This window comes from Streptomyces sp. NBC_01439 (assembly GCF_036227605.1).
In the GTDB taxonomy this organism is placed as follows: domain Bacteria; phylum Actinomycetota; class Actinomycetes; order Streptomycetales; family Streptomycetaceae; genus Streptomyces.
In genome coordinates, this window is record NZ_CP109487.1 from 4,963,071 (window position 1) to 4,978,154 (window position 15,084).

Consider the following 15,084-nt stretch of genomic DNA (forward strand, 5'->3'; position numbering starts at 1 on the left):
ATGCGTTCTCCTCTCAGCCCGCGGCCACGGTGAGCGGTGCCCACCGGCGGGTCCAGTCTCCGGGCAGGCCGGGGATGCCCCGGGTCATGACGGCGTTGAAGGCCACGGAGGCCAGGCCCCGCTCCTTGAGCCAGACGAGGAGTTCCTCGTGTCGTACGTCGACATCGGTGCGCAGCACTCGGTCGGTGTCGATCGCGAGCGCGGTGACCAGTGACTGGGCGGTTGCGGTGTCATGCGCGATCAGCGGGCCGATGACCTGGGTGTTCATGTTGGGCCAGGCTGCGGCGTAGCCGGTGAGCGTGCCGTCTCCGGAGCGGTCCTCGGCGACGACCAGCTGGTCGGCGAAGGAGGGCAGCCGGGTGATCATGTGCGTGCGGTCGGTGCCGAAGACCTCGGCGTCCAGACGCAGGATGCGGGGGAGGTCCTCGGCGGTCGCGGGCCGGACCCGGGAGGTGCCGTACGTGCCGGGGGTGCCCTCGTGCCGGAAGGCGCCCATCAGCATCTCGGTGCGGCCGGTGGTTTCGAAGCCCAGTTCTTCGTAGAGGGGGCGCCCGTAGGGAGTGGCGTGCAGGGTGAGGGGGACGCCCTTGAGTGCGTCGTCACAGACGTGGGCCATGAGGCGGCGACCCAGGCCCTGGCGGGCGAAGCGGTCGGCCACGAGAACCATCCCGATCGCGGCGAGCTCCGGTCCGGCAGGGGCGTCGCCGTAGCGGGTGACGACGCAGGCCGCCGCGAGTCCCCGGCCGTCCGGGGCGTCGACGCCGTAGCCGTTTCCGGCGGCGAGGAGCAAACGCCACTTGTGTTCCTCGCGGAGCCAGCCGCGATCTTCGGACAGGTCGGCGCAGCGGTGGAGATCATCCACGGTGAGCGCCCGGATCGGTAGATCGGTGAGGTGTGGTGGTGTCACCTGGCCCAGACTGGATCATGGACTGGGGGTCGTCCAGAGGATTTGGGGTCGGATGTTTCACGTGAAACGCCAGGTGCCGCCGCGCGGGCCGTCGGACGGTGTTTCACGTGAAACACGGTGTTTCACGTGAAACGGACCGACTAGCCTCGTTGGCCATGACCCTCCTGCACCTCTTCGACCTCGACGGAACGCTGATGTACGGTTCGGCGGCGCCGGTCGAGATCTCCCGCCAACTCGGATTGAGCGCCGAGATCGCCGAGCTGGAACGGGCCTTCGGAGCGCAGAAGATGGGCCCGCACCAGTTCTCCGTGGCCGCCCACGCCCTCTGGGCCGATCTGACGCCCGCGCACGTCCGGGCGGCGTTCGACGGGGCTCCCTGGCTCGCGGGGATCCGGGACGTGTGGCAGGAGATCAGGGAACGCGGGGACTACTGCGCGGTGATTTCGCTATCGCCGTCGTTCTTCGTGGAGCTGCTGCTGGAGTGGGGTGCGCATGCTGCGCACGGCTCGGTCTTCCCGGAGGTGCCGTTCACCCGTCCGGTGGAGGAGTCCGGGATCCTGACGCCCGAGGGCAAAGTCACGGTGGCGGACCGGCTCTGCGCGCAGTTCGGTGTGAGCCGGGCCGACTGTGTCGCCTACGGGGATTCGGTGACCGACGCGATGCTCTTCGAGGCGGTGCCGGTCTCGGTCGCGGTAAATGCGAGGCCTTATCTCGCCGAACGCGCGACCCATGTCTATGAGGGTCGGGATCTCCGGGAGGCATACCAGCTCGTAGGGGTGACGCGCCCGGGAGTTGACGCATCTTAGGAGGAAAGTGGGTTCGAATCGCGGATTTTCTGCATTTCCCCGCAGGCCTCAGGGTCGGCTGGCACGCTGTGAAGCCCGGAACCACGGATTCACTGGCCGTGGCGTGTGCAGACCGACCGAGATGCTCGAAGCGAGGCACCGCATGGACGCTCCGCCCACCAGATCGGACAGACGCGAATCGGCCCGGATATCCGGCGAGGGCGGTGCGATCGAGCCCTCACCGGATGCCGTACTCATCCGCCGGACCCTCGCGGAGATCGCCCCCGTCGCCGACAAGGTGACCTCGTACTTCTACGCACTGGTGTTCACCGGGCACCCGGAAGTGCGCGGTATGTTCCCCGCCGCCATGGACGTACAGCGGGACCGGCTCCTGAAGGCATTGCTGACCGCCGCCGAGCACATCGACGATCCCGCCGTCCTCGTCCCCTATCTGCGCCGACTGGGCGCCGGGCATCGCAAGTACGGCACGATGGCCGGGCATTACCCGGCGGTGGGCGAGGCCCTCGTCGGGGCACTGTCCCGGTACTCGCGGGACAGCTGGGGCCCCGAGACGCAGGCCGCCTGGGTGCGGGCGTACACCGCGATCTCCCAGATCATGATCGACGCGGCGGCGGAGGAAGAGGCGAAGGCCCCCGCGTGGTGGCACGCCGAGGTGGTCTCCCATGATCTACGCACCCCGGACATCGCGGTACTGACGGTCCGCCCCGACCAGCCCTACGCCTTCCTCGCGGGCCAGTACGCGAGCCTGGAGACCCCGTGGTGGCCGCGGGTGTGGCGGCACTACTCCTTCGCCTCGGCCCCGCGCGCCGACGGGCTGCTGTCCTTCCACGTCAAGGCCGTCCCTGCGGGCTGGGTCTCCAACGCGCTGGTGCGCCACGCACGCCCGGGAGACGTCCTGCGCCTGGGACCGCCGGCCGGTTCGATGGTGGTGGACCACACCACGGACAACGGCATGCTGTGCCTGGGCGGGGGCACCGGGATCGCTCCGATCAAGGCGCTGATCGAGGACGTCGCCGAACACGGCGAGCGACGGCCGGTAGAGGTGTTCTTCGGGGCCCGCAGTGACAGCGACCTCTACGACAAGGACACGCTGCTGGGGCTCCAGCGCTCGCACCCGTGGCTGTCGGTGCGCCCCGTGATCGGCGACGGGCTGGCCGGACAGCTGCCGCACGCGGTGAGTGAGCACGGGCCGTGGAGCTCGTACGACGCGTTCATCTCCGGCCCGCCCGCGATGATCCGCAACGGAGTGGACGAGCTCCTGCGGATCGGCATCCCCTGTGAGCGGATCCGGCACGATGCGGTGGAGGAGCTGGCCGGCATCGCCGGCTGAGACCGGAGGCAGCCCGCCGGTCTCAGCTCGGCATCAGCCCAGGTCGGGAGCGTGCATGGCGCGGACACCCTCGATATTGCCGTCGAGATAGTGCCGCAGGGACAGCGGGACGAGATGGACGGCAGCGATGCCCACCCGACTGAAGGGCACGCGGACGATCTCGTATTCGCCTTCGGGCTCGTCGACCTCGGGGCCGTGCCGGAGGTTCGGGTCCATCGATTCGAGGCGGCAGACGAAGAAGTGCTGCACCTTCACGCCGGTCACCCCCCTGTCGGCGATGTGCTCGACGGTGTCGACGAAGCAGGGCACCACATCGGTGATCTTCGCGCCGAGTTCTTCGTGGACCTCGCGGTGGAGGGCGTCGACGACGGTGGAGTCCGAGGGCTCCACTCCTCCGCCGGGGGTGAGCCAGTACGGGTCGACGCCGGGCCGGGTGCGTTTGATGAGGATCAGGTCGTCACCGTCGAGCAGGATCGCGCGGGCGGTGCGTTTGACCACGGGACGTTCGGTCATGGGAGAAGAGTGGCCCGCCACTCCGCTTCTGAAACGCGCCACGTGCCGGCAAAGAGCGGGCTCACCAGTGCACTGCGGCGGCCAGCAGCCGGTCGTGCGCCCGGGCGAGGTGGGCGAGGGCCAGGCTCCCGGTCCGCACGACCAGGAACCAGGTGCGCAGCGGCGGCACGGCGGGCTCCGTCAGCGCCACGATCCGACCGCTGTCCAGGGCGTCCTGACACAGGTAGCGCGGCAGGACGGCCAACCCGGCGCCGGCCTGGACACACTCCAGTACGGCCCGGAGGTCGGGTACGACCACGGTGGCGGCCAGGGGCCCGGCATCGGGCAGGGCGTCGAATACGGCGGCCCAGTAGCGGGTGATGAGCGGCAGGCTCTCGTGGACCTCGACCAGCGGGATGCCGTCCAGCGCGGAGGAGCCCTCCTCGCGCAGCCGGTCCACGTCGACGAGGGCGGCCCAATAGGGCGCGGCGACCAGGACGTGCTCCTCGTCGCACAGTGCGGTGGTGGTGTAGAGCCCGCCCCTGGGGTGGGCGGTGGTGACGACGAGGTCGTGGTGGCCGGCGGCGAGCCCGTCGAGGGTGGCCTCGGCATCGGTCTGCGGGGCGGCGCGCAGGGTATGGCCCTGGCCGACCAGGAGGGCGAGGGCGGGAAGCACGCGCAGGCACAGGAACTCGGGAGGCCCGGCGACGTGGAGGGTGCGTAACGCGCCGGCGGCCTCCCGTTCGGCCTCGGTGATCCGCAGCAGGGCGTCGAGGTGCGGGGCGGCCTTGTGGGCCAGCTCGTCGCCGACGGTGGTCGGGGTGACGCCACGGGCGCGGCGGTGGAAGAGCGGGCGCCCCAACTGGCGCTCCAACGTACGGATCTGCGAGGTCACGGCGGGCTGGGACAGTCCGAGGAGGGTGGCTGCGCGCGTGAAGGAACCGGCTCGGTGGACGGCGACGAAGGTGCGCAGCAGGGTCAGGTCCATCGCTGCACCTCTCGGTGGGGGCCTTCAACTATAAATATGCAGATAGCTCCCTGTCGTTACCGTGATTGGACTCTGACGAAGAGTCAATTAGCCTTGTCACGTGGTTCTTCGCGCGCAGAACCCGGAGCGGTCCGAGCCACTAGGGGGGAGGCTCGGACCGCTCCGCACGGCGATGGCGTCCCTGGTTCAGCCCTTGGCGCCCGCGTGGTCGAGGGCGCGCAGCACGTCCGCGACGAGGTCCTCGGTGTCCTCGGCGCCGGCGGAGAAGCGGATGAAGCCCTCCGGCACGGCGTCGCCTCCCCAACGTCCGCGCCGCTCGGCGGTGGACCGTACCCCGCCGAAACTCGTGGCGTCTTCGACCAGGTGCAGGGCGGCCATGAACCGCTCCGCGTGCGCGCGGTCGGGCAGGGTGAAGGAGACCACCGACCCGAAGCCCCGCATCTGCCGGGCGGCCGTCTTGTGGGAGCGGTCCGTGGGAAGCCCCGGGTAGCGCAGTCCGTGCACGTCCGTCCGGTGCGTCAGTGCCTCGGCGACGGCCAGTGCGTTGGTCCACTGCCGGTGCGCGCGCAGTTGGATCGTGGCGAGGGAGCGGTGCGCGAGCCAGGCCTCCATGGGCCCGGGGATCGCACCGACGATCTTGCGCCACCGTCGGACGCGGGCGGCGAGCTCCGGATCGCGGCAGACGACGTACCCGAGCAGTACGTCGCCGTGGCCGGTGAGGCCCTTGGTGCCGCTCGCCACCGAGAAGTCCGCCCCCAACTCCAGGGGCCGCTGCCCGAGCGGGGTGGCCAGGGTGTTGTCGACGGCGACCAGGGTCCGGCCGGCGTGCGCCGCGTCCACGAGGCGGCGTACGTCGCACACGTCGAGCCCGGGGTTGGAGGGGGTCTCGATCCACAGCAGCCGGGCCCCGTCGAGGGCCGCGAGCTGGGCGTCGTCGGCGGTCGGAGCGGTGCGCACGTGGATCCCGTACGCCTCCAGCTGCTCGCGCAGCAGGGGGAGGGCCTGGTAGCCGTCGTCGGGCAGGACCACGGTCTCGCCGGTGTGCGCCTGGGAGAGGAGGACGGCGGAGACCGCCGCCATGCCGGAGGCGAAGACGATGGTGTGCACGTCCTCGCCGGGGGCCTCCAGTTCCCCGATCGCCCGTTCCAGCAGCGTCCAGGTGGGGTTGGTGTCGCGCCCGTAGGCGTACGGGCCTTCGACGTCGCCGGGGAGGTGGAAATGGGCGGCGAAGACCGGGCCGGGCAGGGGAGGTTCGTTCTTGACGGCCTCGGGCAGTCCGGCCCGGACGGCTCGGGTGCCGTCGCCGAGCGCGGCCGCTCCGGCCTGTTGCGGGGCGTATTCGTTCACGCGGTGTGCTCCTTCACGGCGGCGCGTACGGCGTCCAGCAGGCCGGGGCTCGCGGCCTCGACCAGCTCCAGGCACTCCTCGAACCCGCCCCGCGGCCCGTAGTAAGGGTCCGGTACGTCGGTCTCCGCGGCCGACGCCGCCGGGTCGTAGGACCGCAGCAGCCGCACCTTGGCGGCGTCCTGCGCAGTGGGCGCGAGCGCCCGCAGGTCCCGTAGGTGCCCGGCGTCGAGCGCGATGACGAGGTCCAGGCGGGCGAACCAGGAGGAGCGGAACTGGCGGGCCCGGTGGTCCTGCTCGTAGCCGGCCGCCTCCAGGACGGCGATGGTGCGCGGATCGGCCCCGTCCCCCTCGTGCCAACCGCCGGTGCCGGCGCTGTCCACCTCGACCAGGGTGTCGAGGCCGTCGGCCGCCACGTGGGCACGGAAGACCGACTCGGCCATGGGGGAGCGGCATATGTTGCCCGTGCAGACGAAGCAGACGCGGTACATGGCAGGCCCGTTCAGTTCTTGTCGGGCAGGACCATGTTCATGGCCCAGGAGACGATGGAGATGATCAGGCCGCCGAGCAGGGCGGTCCAGAAGCCGTCGACGTGGAAGCTGAGGTCGAGCTGCGAGGCCAGCCACGAGGTCAGCAGCAGCATCAGGGCGTTCACGACGAGCGTGAACAGCCCGAGGGTGAGGATGAACAGCGGCAATGAGAGCAGCTTCACCAACGGCTTGACGAGCAAGTTGACCAGGCCGAAGACCAGTGCGACCAGGATCAGGGTGAGCGCCCGTCGGCCCGTACTGCTGCCGTCGTCGAGGGTGATGCCGGAAAGCAGCCAGATGGCGACGGCCAGGGCCGCCGCATTGGCGAGCGTCTTGACTACGAAATTCGTCATGTGTCTGATCGTGGCAGAGAAGATCCCGGTGGAACATCCGCAGATCAGCGGATGCAAGGGAACGATCGAGTACAAGGGGCACAACGACGATGAAAGCCTTCCGGCTTGACGAGCTCGAAGCGGAGCGGGCCGCGAACGACGGCGCCTATCTGCAGTTCCTGCGCGAGCGGAACATGTCGGTCGGGCTGTACGCGCTCGACGCCGGACAGACCGATCCGCAGCTGCCGCACCGCCAGGACGAGGTGTACTTCGTCGTCAGCGGCCGGGCTTCGATCACGGTCGGGGAGGAGACAACGACCGTGGCGCGCGGCAGCGTCGTCTACGTCCCGGCGGGTGTTGCGCACAAGTTCCACCACATCACCGAGGACCTCAAGGTGATGGTGGTGTTCTCACCGCCGGAGGGTTGAGCGGCCCCGCCGGATGAGGGTTGCGGCCCTGATCCCCCTAAGGGGCGGATCAGGGGACTCCGAGGGCTCGCGGGCCCCGATGCGGGGCCCCGGGCTCCTAGCATCGAGAGCAGGAAGTAGCGGGCGCAGCCACGGACGAAGAAGAGGTCGATGACATGGACGGCATCCGAAAGATATTCGCAGGCATGCCCTGGTGGGTTAAGTGGGTCGCGGTTCCGCTGCTGGCCGTCTTCGTCTTCGGCGGCGTGATCACCAGCATCCTGGGCGCGCTGATCGGATTCGTCTTCAAGCTGCTCCTCTTCGTCGGCCTCGTCGGCGGACTGATCTTCGTCGTGAAGAAGTTCAGCGGCGGCGGCTCGAAGGCCTCCTCCGACAAGTGGTAGCCAGGAGCGGCTCGGGCGGACCTGGGATTGAGCCAGGCGAGGGAACATGACGCGCTGAACGGCTCACATCCCCGGAATCGGTGGATAGAGTGGCAATCTATGCCGTTCCCTGGGCACCGAAAGCCGGTACCGCCGCTCCGACCAGCCGCTCTGACCTGCGGCGACGCTAACGAGCCGCCCGAGTACGACCCCCAGGATCCACGGCAGGCGCGGGGGCGGCCCCCGCAGGGCGGGCCTCCCCAAGGGCCCGCTGCCACGCCTGGGGGTGAGCTTTGTCTCCGGTTCACAACGCCGGTGTGCCGACTCTGATCGGTTCGGTGCAGCGCGCGCTGAGGCTGCTCGAAGCGGTGGGGTCCCATAGCGGGGGAGCCCCGGCAAAACAGCTGGCGCGCGAGGCCGGGCTCCCGCTTCCCACCGCGTACCACCTGCTGCGCACACTGACGCACGAGGGCTATCTGCGCAGAGTGCGCGGCGTGTTCGTACTGGGGGAGGCCGCGGAGCGGCTCGCCCGTGGGGGACTCCAGCAGAAACGTCGCGGCATGATCCTCGACTCGCTCGCGCACTTCCGCGACACGGTCGGGGCCCCCGTCTACTTCGCGGTCTACCGCGAGGGCGAGATCGAGGTGGTGGGTGTCTCGGACACTCCGGCCAGCCCGGCCTGCGAGGAGTGGGCCGACTTCCGTGAGACCGGCCATGCGCACGCCATCGGGCAATGCCTGCTCGGGCAACTCGACGAGAAGGCGCGCAAGGACTACTACGACCGCCATCCGGTCGAGGCCATCACCCCCTATACCGTCCGTGATCTCCGGTCCCTGGAAAACCGGATCGGGGCGCTCGGGCGAATGCAACCGGTGGTCGAACGTCAGGAATATGCCCTCGGCACGATCTGCGCAGCCATCCCCATGACGGCCGGCGACACGGTCGCGACGATGGCCATTTCTCTACCCCTCCACCAAGAAGAACGATTGCTCTATGTAGTCAATCGGCTACGGAGTGAAGTAGGCGCGCTGTTGAGCACCCTCTCGTTCTCTATCAGTATCTGAAAACTCACTCCTTGTGATCTGCTACCGCTTCCACCACTCTTGTCAAGTGGGTCCTGGGGGATCATTCCTGGCCACTTCAACTACAGCGGGGTAGTCAATGCGCGAGTCGGTACAGGCAGAGGTCATGATGAGCTTCCTCGTTTCCGAGGAGCTCTCGTTCCGGATTCCGGTGGAACTCCGGTACGACGCACGCGACCCCTACGCAGTCCGCCTGACCTTTCACCTTCCCGGAGATGCGCCCGTGACCTGGGCGTTCGGCCGGGAGCTCCTCCTCGACGGCATCAACAAGCCGTGCGGTGACGGCGATGTGCACATCGCCCCCACCCACCCGGAGGACCTGTCCGACGTCCACATCCGCCTTCAGGTCGGCGGCGACCGGGCCCTGTTCCGTGCCAGCGCGGCGCCGCTCGTCGCGTTCCTCGACCGGACCGACCGGATCGTTCCGCTCGGACAGGAGCGCAATCTGGGCGACTTCGAGGAGAACCTCGACGAGGCCCTCGGCAAGATCCTTGCCGAATCGCAGCAGAACGAACAGAACGCCGGCTGACCGGTCGCTGGTCTGGTCCGAACGGCCGGCCGGCGCCTTGGCCGCTCAGCGCTTGCGCCGCCGGCCCCGGCCGCGGACCGTCCCCGCGGCCGGGGTGCCCGCCGTGGATCCCGGTCGGTCGGCAGAAACCACCAGTGCGGCCAGCGCCGTCGTCACGGGGACCGAGGCCACCAGGCCGATCGATCCCACGAGGGTCCGTACGATTTCTTCCGCCACCAGCTCGCTATTGGCCACCGAACCCATGCTGCTGTTCGCGATCGAGAACAGTAGGAGCAGCGGCAGCGCGGCACCCGCGTAGGCCAGCACCAGGGTGTTGACCACCGACGCGATGTGGTCGCGGCCGATCCTGATGGCCGCCCGGTAGAGCGCGCGCGGCCCCATCGAGGGGTCCGCGTGGTGCAGCTCCCACACCGCCGACGTCTGGGTGACCGTCACGTCGTCGAGTACGCCCAGCGATCCGATGATCACGCCTGCGAGCAGCAAACCGCTCATGTCGATGTCCGGGTACAGCCCGTGGATCAGCCCGGTGTTGTCGTCGGTGTTGCCGCTGAGGAACGCCCAGTCGATGAACCCCGAGCCGAGCAGCCCGATCAGGAGCAGCGAAACCAGGGTGCCGAGGACGGCCACCGAGGTACGGGCGGTCAGTCCGTGGCACATGTAGAGCGCGATCAGCATGATGGCGCTCGCCCCGACCACCGCGACGACCAGCGGATTCGAACCCTGCAGGATGGCCGGGAGGATGAAGAGGGTCAGCACGCCGAAGCTGACCACCAGCGCGATCAGCGCGAACAGCCCGCGCATCCGCCCGACGACGACGACCGCGACGGCGAAGATGCCGGCCAGCAGCGCCATCGGGAGCTTGCGGTTCACGTCGATCACCGAGTACTGCAGGTCACGGGGGGCGTCCGGTGCGTACGCCACCACCACCTCCTGGCCGTCCTCCAACTGCCGCGGCGCGCCCGGCTGGACGACCTCCACGAAGGTGCGGCCCTTGTCCGGGCCGCTGGTGACCTCGACGGTGGCCTTCTTGCACTCACCGGTCGGCGCGGCCTGGGCCCCACTGCCCCCGGGGGCAGTGGGAGTTCCGGTCGTCGGTACCTGCGCGGCGTTCACGGACTTGCAGTCGACCTGTTCGATCGACACGACCACGCCCTGCTGGGTCTGCCGGTCGAATCCCACCCCCGTGCGCTCGTGGCCGGGGGCGCCGCCCGGCCAGAGCACCACCATGCCGACGAAGACGGCCACGGCGAAGGGGATCAGTACGGCCGCGATGACCTTGCGCAGGTGCTTCGAGACGGGGGCCGCCGGGCCGTGGCCATGACTGTGGCCGTGGCCGTGGTTGTGGGGTGGACCCGGGGGTTGCCCGTCCGAGCCACCGCCGGAGTGCCCGTCGGAGTGTCTGTCGGAGTGCCCGTCGGACGGTCCGGGGCCCGCATGCGCGTGGCCGTTGTGGCCATGGGGCTCAGTGTGCTCGATGGGGGGCTGCGGCGAGGGCGTCACCAGCAGATCATCGCAAGAGATGAGGGGGCCCACTGTTCAGCACGCCATGGATGACGCTAGCGTGGGGGCACCTTTGCACAACGCGGGAGCTCGGAGCACCGGGCTGAGAGGACGCTGATCACCGTACGGGCATCACCGATGCGTACGGGAAGAGGCTGCGTCGACCGCCGAACCTGTTACCGGGTAATGCCGGCGTAGGGAGATCAGGTCTCATGACCATTCAGGACGCACGCACGCCTGCCGTCAGCCAGGACGCCGACGGCCAGACCGAGCGCCAGCCCGGCTGGCACAAGGGATACCTGGCGGGCTCCCGCCCCGACCTCCGGGTGCCGGTTCGCCAGGTCCACCTCACCAACGGCAAGGACGTGACGCTCTACGACACGTCCGGTCCGTACACCGACCCGCAGATCGAGACCGACGTCCGCCGCGGCCTCGCGCCACTGCGCGAGAACTGGATTATCAGCCGCGGGGACACCGAGGAGTACGCGGGTCGCCCCGTGCGCCCCGAGGACGACGGCATCAAGCACACCTCGCCGCGCGGCGGCCTCAAGAACCTCGACGCGGTCTTCCCGGGCCGCCCCCGCCAGCCCCGCCGCGGTCGCGGCGGCGCCGCCGTCACGCAGCTCGCGTATGCCCGCCGCGGCGAGATCACCCCGGAGATGGAGTACGTCGCGATCCGCGAGAACGTCTCCCCCGAGGTCGTCCGCGAGGAGATCGCCGCAGGTCGCGCCGTGCTTCCGGCGAACGTGAACCACCCCGAGATCGAGCCGATGATCATCGGCAAGCGGTTCCTGGTGAAGGTCAACGCCAACATCGGCAATTCCGCGGTCACCTCCTCCATTGAGGAGGAGGTCGACAAGATGACCTGGGCGACCAAGTGGGGCGCCGACACGGTCATGGACCTCTCGACCGGCCGCAACATCCACACCACCCGCGAGTGGGTGCTGCGCAACTCGCCCGTTCCGATCGGCACCGTCCCGCTCTACCAGGCGCTGGAGAAGGTCGACGGCCGCGCCGAGGACCTGACCTGGGAGATCTACAAGGACACGGTCATCGAACAGGCCGAGCAGGGCGTCGACTACATGACGGTCCACGCCGGCGTGCTCCTCCCCTACGTGCCGCTGACCGCCCGCCGCAAGACCGGCATCGTCTCGCGCGGTGGCTCGATCATGGCCGCGTGGTGCCTGGCGCACCACAAGGAGAACTTCCTCTACACGAACTTCGAGGAGCTCTGCGAGATCCTCGCGACGTACGACGTCACGTACTCCCTCGGTGACGGCCTGCGCCCCGGTTCGATCGCGGATGCCAACGACGCGGCGCAGTTCGCCGAGCTGAAGACGCTGGGCGAGCTGAACACGATCGCCAAGCGCCACAACGTCCAGACGATGATCGAGGGCCCGGGCCACGTCCCGATGCACAAGATCAAGGAGAACATCGACCTCCAGCAGGAGATCTGCGAGGAGGCGCCGTTCTACACGCTCGGCCCGCTGACCACGGACGTCGCGCCCGCGTACGACCACATCACCTCGGGCATCGGCGCCGCGATGATCGCCTGGTGGGGCACCGCGATGCTCTGCTACGTCACGCCCAAGGAGCACCTGGGCCTGCCCAACCGCGACGACGTCAAGACCGGCGTCATCACGTACAAGATCGCGGCGCACGCCGCGGACCTGGCCAAGGGGCACCCGGGCGCCCAGGAGTGGGACGACGCCCTGTCCGACGCGCGGTTCGAGTTCCGCTGGGAGGACCAGTTCAACCTGGCCCTCGACCCGGACACGGCACGCGAGTTCCACGACGAGACCCTCCCGGCGGAGCCGGCCAAGACCGCGCACTTCTGCTCCATGTGCGGTCCGAAGTTCTGCTCGATGAAGATCTCGCAGGACATCCGCCGTGAGCACGGCGGCGACCTGAAGGCGGAGGAGATCCAGGCGGGCATGGCGGAGAAGTCCGCCGAGTTCGCGGCCTCGGGCAGCCGGGTCTACCTGCCGCTGGCCGACTGACCTGGGCGAACGCGACTGTCCGACGGCGCCGTGGGGGGAGCCGTCGGTCGGTCGGTTCGCTTGATCAGGCTCGTTGAGCGTCCCGCAGCCGTTCCACCTGCCGACTTACCAGCTCAACGGGGAACGCCAGGATTTCCTTGCCCATGCTGAGCTCGGAGAACGTGGCGATGGTGTTTCCCGTGCGTACCACGATCAATTGCTCGTTGCGGTCTGCGGGGTACTCCGGCCCCAAGGGGATGATCTCCCGGAAGGCGACTGCCTCGTCGCCGACCTGCGGCGGTGCCTCCGTCTTCACCGTCGCCTCGAACTTCCCTGCGTAGCCCTCGCCCCGGTATGACCGGCAGGTGGCAAGGGCCTGCTTGAGCTGTGCGAAGAGCTGCTCGGCTTTGCCCTTCTCGTAGGAGGCGAGTGTTGAGCCGCCACCATCGATGCTCGTCTTCCAGTTGAAGGTCTGGAAGACGTGAGCGAATGAACCCGAACCCGAACGGGCGTCGATGAGCGGCTGGCAGGAGGGGTCGGATATGGGCGGGAAGGTGCGCCCGCTGCCTTCCGGCATCGGTTCGCGTACCTCGATGGGTTCGTCGGCCTGCGGGACTTCTCCGTCCTTAAAGGCGAGGGTCTTGAGCTGGGCCATCGTTAGGGGTGTGTCGGCGGCCTTGGTCGGCGGAGTGGCGGACGACACCCCAGCGGCGGCCTTCGGCTCCTGCGCCGGGGCACACCCTGACGTGAGGAGCAGGCCGATGACAGCTGCTACGGCTGAGGCCGCCAGTTGCGTCGTGCGGGCGTGCATGAGTCCCCCCGGTGATGGTGCGGATGAGAGTTCGACGCCGACGCTAGTGGCAGGCGTAGCCCCGGGCCAGGCGTTTCCGATTACTGACCAGGGGGTTTCCTTTACGGATTGAGGCGGGAGAACCAGGCCGATCTGCGGACAGTTCCTTCCCCCGATGAAGATCTCGCAGGACAATTGCCGTGAGCACGGCGGCGACCTGAAGGCGCCGTGGGGGGAGCCGTCGGTCGGTCCCTCATCCAGGGCCCCTGGGCTCGCAGGTGCCGGAGGGGCGGGGGCGGCCCGGTTCGACGGTCTGCGGTCGGTCGCCCTCACAGAGGCACCCCGTGCTCACCGGGCGGTCGTTCCGGTTGCTCCAGCCGACGATCTGGCCGGATCGCGATCGTCAGCGCTTGCGGAGGAGCACGAGGAAGACGAGTGCGGAAGTCGCGGCAGCGGCCGCCCACGGAGTGGGGCCGTCATCCCAAGTGGCGGCGGTCGCTGCCACGGTCAGTGCAGCGTTGAAGCCCGCAAGCCCCAGGACGGCCCCGGCCGTCCGCCCGTCTTCCATCTGAGTCCCCTGCTGTGGTGGTTCACCGCTACGGTCGTAAATGACCATATGGACGAGATGGGGCCCTCTCAAGTGATGAACGGACCATAGTGATGGTTTCCGGACAGTCTGAGGCGGCCTTGCGATATCCGGGGGGCAGGTGACCGGACCGGTGGGGACGATGCACGGTGCACCGGCACCTCACCGGAGTTTCCGGGGGCGCCTCCTTACGGTCGGTGGCCGGTGCGAGGCGCTGGCGCCCCGCGCCGCGATCACTCCGGTTCGTGTTCCGGGCCGCCGAAGTCCGGGCTGGTGAAGTCCGGAGGCGTGTAGCCGGGCCGGGGGCTCTCCGACGGGGATCCCGGGCTGGTGAAGTCGGGCCGGCTGTAACCCAGGTTGGGGATGCGGCCGGCCGCCGGGGTGCGGGGCGTGGGAAAGCCGGGGCCGGCGCTCGGATCGGCCAGTGCGTCCCGCAGGAAGGGCATGATGCCGCGCTCCAGCAGGGCGTGCCGCCAGGCCTCGCGGGCCCGGGCGACCTCGTCGGGTATCGCCTCCGTTTCGTCCGCCGCCACCTCGGTCGCACTGTTGCGGACGGCCGTCACCAGCAGCCCGATCACGGCGAAGAGCAGAGCGGCCGCGGTGAGCCCGCCGAAGAGCCAGCCCGCCGTCAGCATGGTTTCGGCGAAGGCCGGTTCGGGCTCGATCATCTTCAGGATGTAGCCCACGAGCAGGAAGATCAGCATCGCGGTGCCCGCCAGTACGGGCGCGAGGACCGCGACCACGGCGCCGATGCCCGCACCTCCCCCGCCGTCCTGGGCGCCGTCCTCGTCCCCCGTCATGCCGGGCGGGGTCAGTACTCCGTCGCGTCGTTCCTCGCGGACCTTCACGTAGTGGTCGTACTCGGCGGCGGCCGCGGCCGCCAGTAGGGCGCTGGCCCCCTGTGCCATGGTGCGCAGCTGTTCGGCGTTCAGCCGTTCGCCGAGGGTGGCGAGTTCGGGCCGCTCGTGCGCGGCGCGCAGCGCCTCGTCGACGAGCCGATCGAACTCCGGTCGGTCTTCGGTCAGCAGGTGCGGAGCGCTGGTCATGTGCATCCCCCGATGCTCCGTAGAAGCCGGTATGCCCGCGTAGACCCGGGCAC

16 protein-coding genes are annotated in these 15,084 nt (G+C 69.3%); 7 read left to right on the top strand and 9 right to left on the bottom strand.

The annotated features are described in order from the left end of the window. Positions 1-13 precede the first annotated feature (13 nt). Complete coding sequence (locus tag OG207_RS22215) at positions 14-907, bottom strand: GNAT family N-acetyltransferase (RefSeq protein ID WP_329100220.1); 894 nt, start codon at positions 905-907, stop codon at positions 14-16. Positions 908-1,062: 155 nt separating this feature from the next. Here OG207_RS22215 and OG207_RS22220 point away from each other — a divergent pair, with 155 nt between their 5' ends. Both OG207_RS22220 and OG207_RS22225 read left to right on the top strand, forming a co-directional pair. Further along, a complete protein-coding gene (locus OG207_RS22220) occupies positions 1,063-1,713 on the top strand; it encodes an HAD family hydrolase (protein WP_329100221.1) in 651 nt (216 codons plus the stop codon). A gap of 121 nt (positions 1,714-1,834) precedes the next feature. Then, a complete protein-coding gene (locus OG207_RS22225; RefSeq protein ID WP_443072725.1) occupies positions 1,835-3,043 on the top strand; it encodes a globin domain-containing protein in 1,209 nt (402 codons plus the stop codon). Between the two features lie 33 nt (positions 3,044-3,076). On the opposite strand, the gene OG207_RS22230 is transcribed toward OG207_RS22225, so the two are convergent. From OG207_RS22230 to OG207_RS22250, 5 genes are all read right to left on the bottom strand, one after another. Beyond that, positions 3,077-3,556 (bottom strand): NUDIX domain-containing protein, encoded by a 480-nt coding sequence (locus OG207_RS22230; protein ID WP_030008377.1) that lies wholly within the window; start codon positions 3,554-3,556, stop codon positions 3,077-3,079. 61 nt (positions 3,557-3,617) lie between these two features. Further along, positions 3,618-4,523 carry a LysR family transcriptional regulator gene (locus OG207_RS22235; protein ID WP_329100223.1) on the bottom strand — a complete coding sequence of 302 codons (906 nt, stop codon included), beginning with the start codon at positions 4,521-4,523 and terminating at the stop codon, positions 3,618-3,620. Between the two features lie 186 nt (positions 4,524-4,709). Further along, positions 4,710-5,870 carry a cystathionine gamma-lyase gene (locus tag OG207_RS22240; protein ID WP_329100224.1) on the bottom strand — a complete coding sequence of 387 codons (1,161 nt, stop codon included), beginning with the start codon at positions 5,868-5,870 and terminating at the stop codon, positions 4,710-4,712. After that, positions 5,867-6,358, bottom strand: coding sequence for a low molecular weight protein-tyrosine-phosphatase (locus tag OG207_RS22245; RefSeq protein ID WP_329100225.1), 492 nt, complete (start codon positions 6,356-6,358; stop codon positions 5,867-5,869). Before OG207_RS22245 ends, OG207_RS22240 begins: the two co-directional genes overlap by 4 nt. Before the next feature lie 11 nt (positions 6,359-6,369). Then, on the bottom strand, positions 6,370-6,750 hold the full coding sequence (locus OG207_RS22250; RefSeq protein WP_327384372.1) for a phage holin family protein: 381 nt from the start codon (positions 6,748-6,750) through the stop codon (positions 6,370-6,372). 89 nt (positions 6,751-6,839) lie between these two features. On the opposite strand from OG207_RS22250, the gene OG207_RS22255 reads away from it, so the two are divergent. The 4 genes from OG207_RS22255 to OG207_RS22270 all read left to right on the top strand — a co-directional run bounded on the left by OG207_RS22255 (position 6,840) and on the right by OG207_RS22270 (position 9,130). Then, positions 6,840-7,157, top strand: coding sequence for a cupin domain-containing protein (locus tag OG207_RS22255; RefSeq protein ID WP_150258223.1), 318 nt, complete (start codon positions 6,840-6,842; stop codon positions 7,155-7,157). A 155-nt stretch (positions 7,158-7,312) separates the two neighbouring features. Beyond that, entirely contained in the window at positions 7,313-7,540 is a 228-nt protein-coding gene (locus tag OG207_RS22260) for a DUF5326 family protein (protein WP_329100226.1), read from the top strand. Positions 7,541-7,836: 296 nt separating this feature from the next. Beyond that, complete coding sequence (locus OG207_RS22265) at positions 7,837-8,583, top strand: IclR family transcriptional regulator (RefSeq protein ID WP_329100227.1); 747 nt, start codon at positions 7,837-7,839, stop codon at positions 8,581-8,583. Between the two features lie 97 nt (positions 8,584-8,680). Further along, on the top strand, positions 8,681-9,130 hold the full coding sequence (locus OG207_RS22270; RefSeq protein ID WP_030008369.1) for an SsgA family sporulation/cell division regulator: 450 nt from the start codon (positions 8,681-8,683) through the stop codon (positions 9,128-9,130). Between the two features lie 45 nt (positions 9,131-9,175). On the opposite strand, the gene OG207_RS22275 is transcribed toward OG207_RS22270, so the two are convergent. Then, positions 9,176-10,630, bottom strand: a complete 1,455-nt coding sequence (locus OG207_RS22275) for a YibE/F family protein (protein WP_329100228.1) — start codon at positions 10,628-10,630, stop codon at positions 9,176-9,178. A gap of 212 nt (positions 10,631-10,842) precedes the next feature. Here OG207_RS22275 and thiC point away from each other — a divergent pair, with 212 nt between their 5' ends. Next, a complete protein-coding gene (gene thiC / locus OG207_RS22280; protein WP_266594783.1) occupies positions 10,843-12,630 on the top strand; it encodes a phosphomethylpyrimidine synthase ThiC in 1,788 nt (595 codons plus the stop codon). Positions 12,631-12,694: 64 nt separating this feature from the next. On the opposite strand, the gene OG207_RS22285 is transcribed toward thiC, so the two are convergent. After that, positions 12,695-13,264, bottom strand: a complete 570-nt coding sequence (locus OG207_RS22285) for a hypothetical protein (RefSeq protein WP_329100229.1) — start codon at positions 13,262-13,264, stop codon at positions 12,695-12,697. A 954-nt stretch (positions 13,265-14,218) separates the two neighbouring features. Then, a complete protein-coding gene (locus tag OG207_RS22290; protein ID WP_329100230.1) occupies positions 14,219-15,037 on the bottom strand; it encodes a hypothetical protein in 819 nt (272 codons plus the stop codon). Positions 15,038-15,084 lie beyond the last annotated feature (47 nt).

Excerpts from the sequence above, each read along its gene's own strand:
- OG207_RS22220 (WP_329100221.1), top strand. The coding sequence starts at position 1,063 with ATGACCCTCCTGCACCTCTTCGACCTCGACGGAACGCTGATGTACGGT.
- OG207_RS22225 (WP_443072725.1), top strand. The coding sequence starts at position 1,835 with ATGCTCGAAGCGAGGCACCGCATGGACGCTCCGCCCACCAGATCGGAC.
- OG207_RS22230 (WP_030008377.1), bottom strand. The coding sequence starts at position 3,556 with ATGACCGAACGTCCCGTGGTCAAACGCACCGCCCGCGCGATCCTGCTC.
- OG207_RS22235 (WP_329100223.1), bottom strand. The coding sequence starts at position 4,523 with ATGGACCTGACCCTGCTGCGCACCTTCGTCGCCGTCCACCGAGCCGGT.
- OG207_RS22245 (WP_329100225.1), bottom strand. The coding sequence starts at position 6,358 with ATGTACCGCGTCTGCTTCGTCTGCACGGGCAACATATGCCGCTCCCCC.
- OG207_RS22250 (WP_327384372.1), bottom strand. The coding sequence starts at position 6,750 with ATGACGAATTTCGTAGTCAAGACGCTCGCCAATGCGGCGGCCCTGGCC.
- OG207_RS22255 (WP_150258223.1), top strand. The coding sequence starts at position 6,840 with ATGAAAGCCTTCCGGCTTGACGAGCTCGAAGCGGAGCGGGCCGCGAAC.
- OG207_RS22260 (WP_329100226.1), top strand. The coding sequence starts at position 7,313 with ATGGACGGCATCCGAAAGATATTCGCAGGCATGCCCTGGTGGGTTAAG.
- OG207_RS22270 (WP_030008369.1), top strand. The coding sequence starts at position 8,681 with ATGCGCGAGTCGGTACAGGCAGAGGTCATGATGAGCTTCCTCGTTTCC.
- thiC (WP_266594783.1), top strand. The coding sequence starts at position 10,843 with ATGACCATTCAGGACGCACGCACGCCTGCCGTCAGCCAGGACGCCGAC.
- OG207_RS22285 (WP_329100229.1), bottom strand. The coding sequence starts at position 13,264 with ATGGCCCAGCTCAAGACCCTCGCCTTTAAGGACGGAGAAGTCCCGCAG.
- OG207_RS22290 (WP_329100230.1), bottom strand. The coding sequence starts at position 15,037 with ATGCACATGACCAGCGCTCCGCACCTGCTGACCGAAGACCGACCGGAG.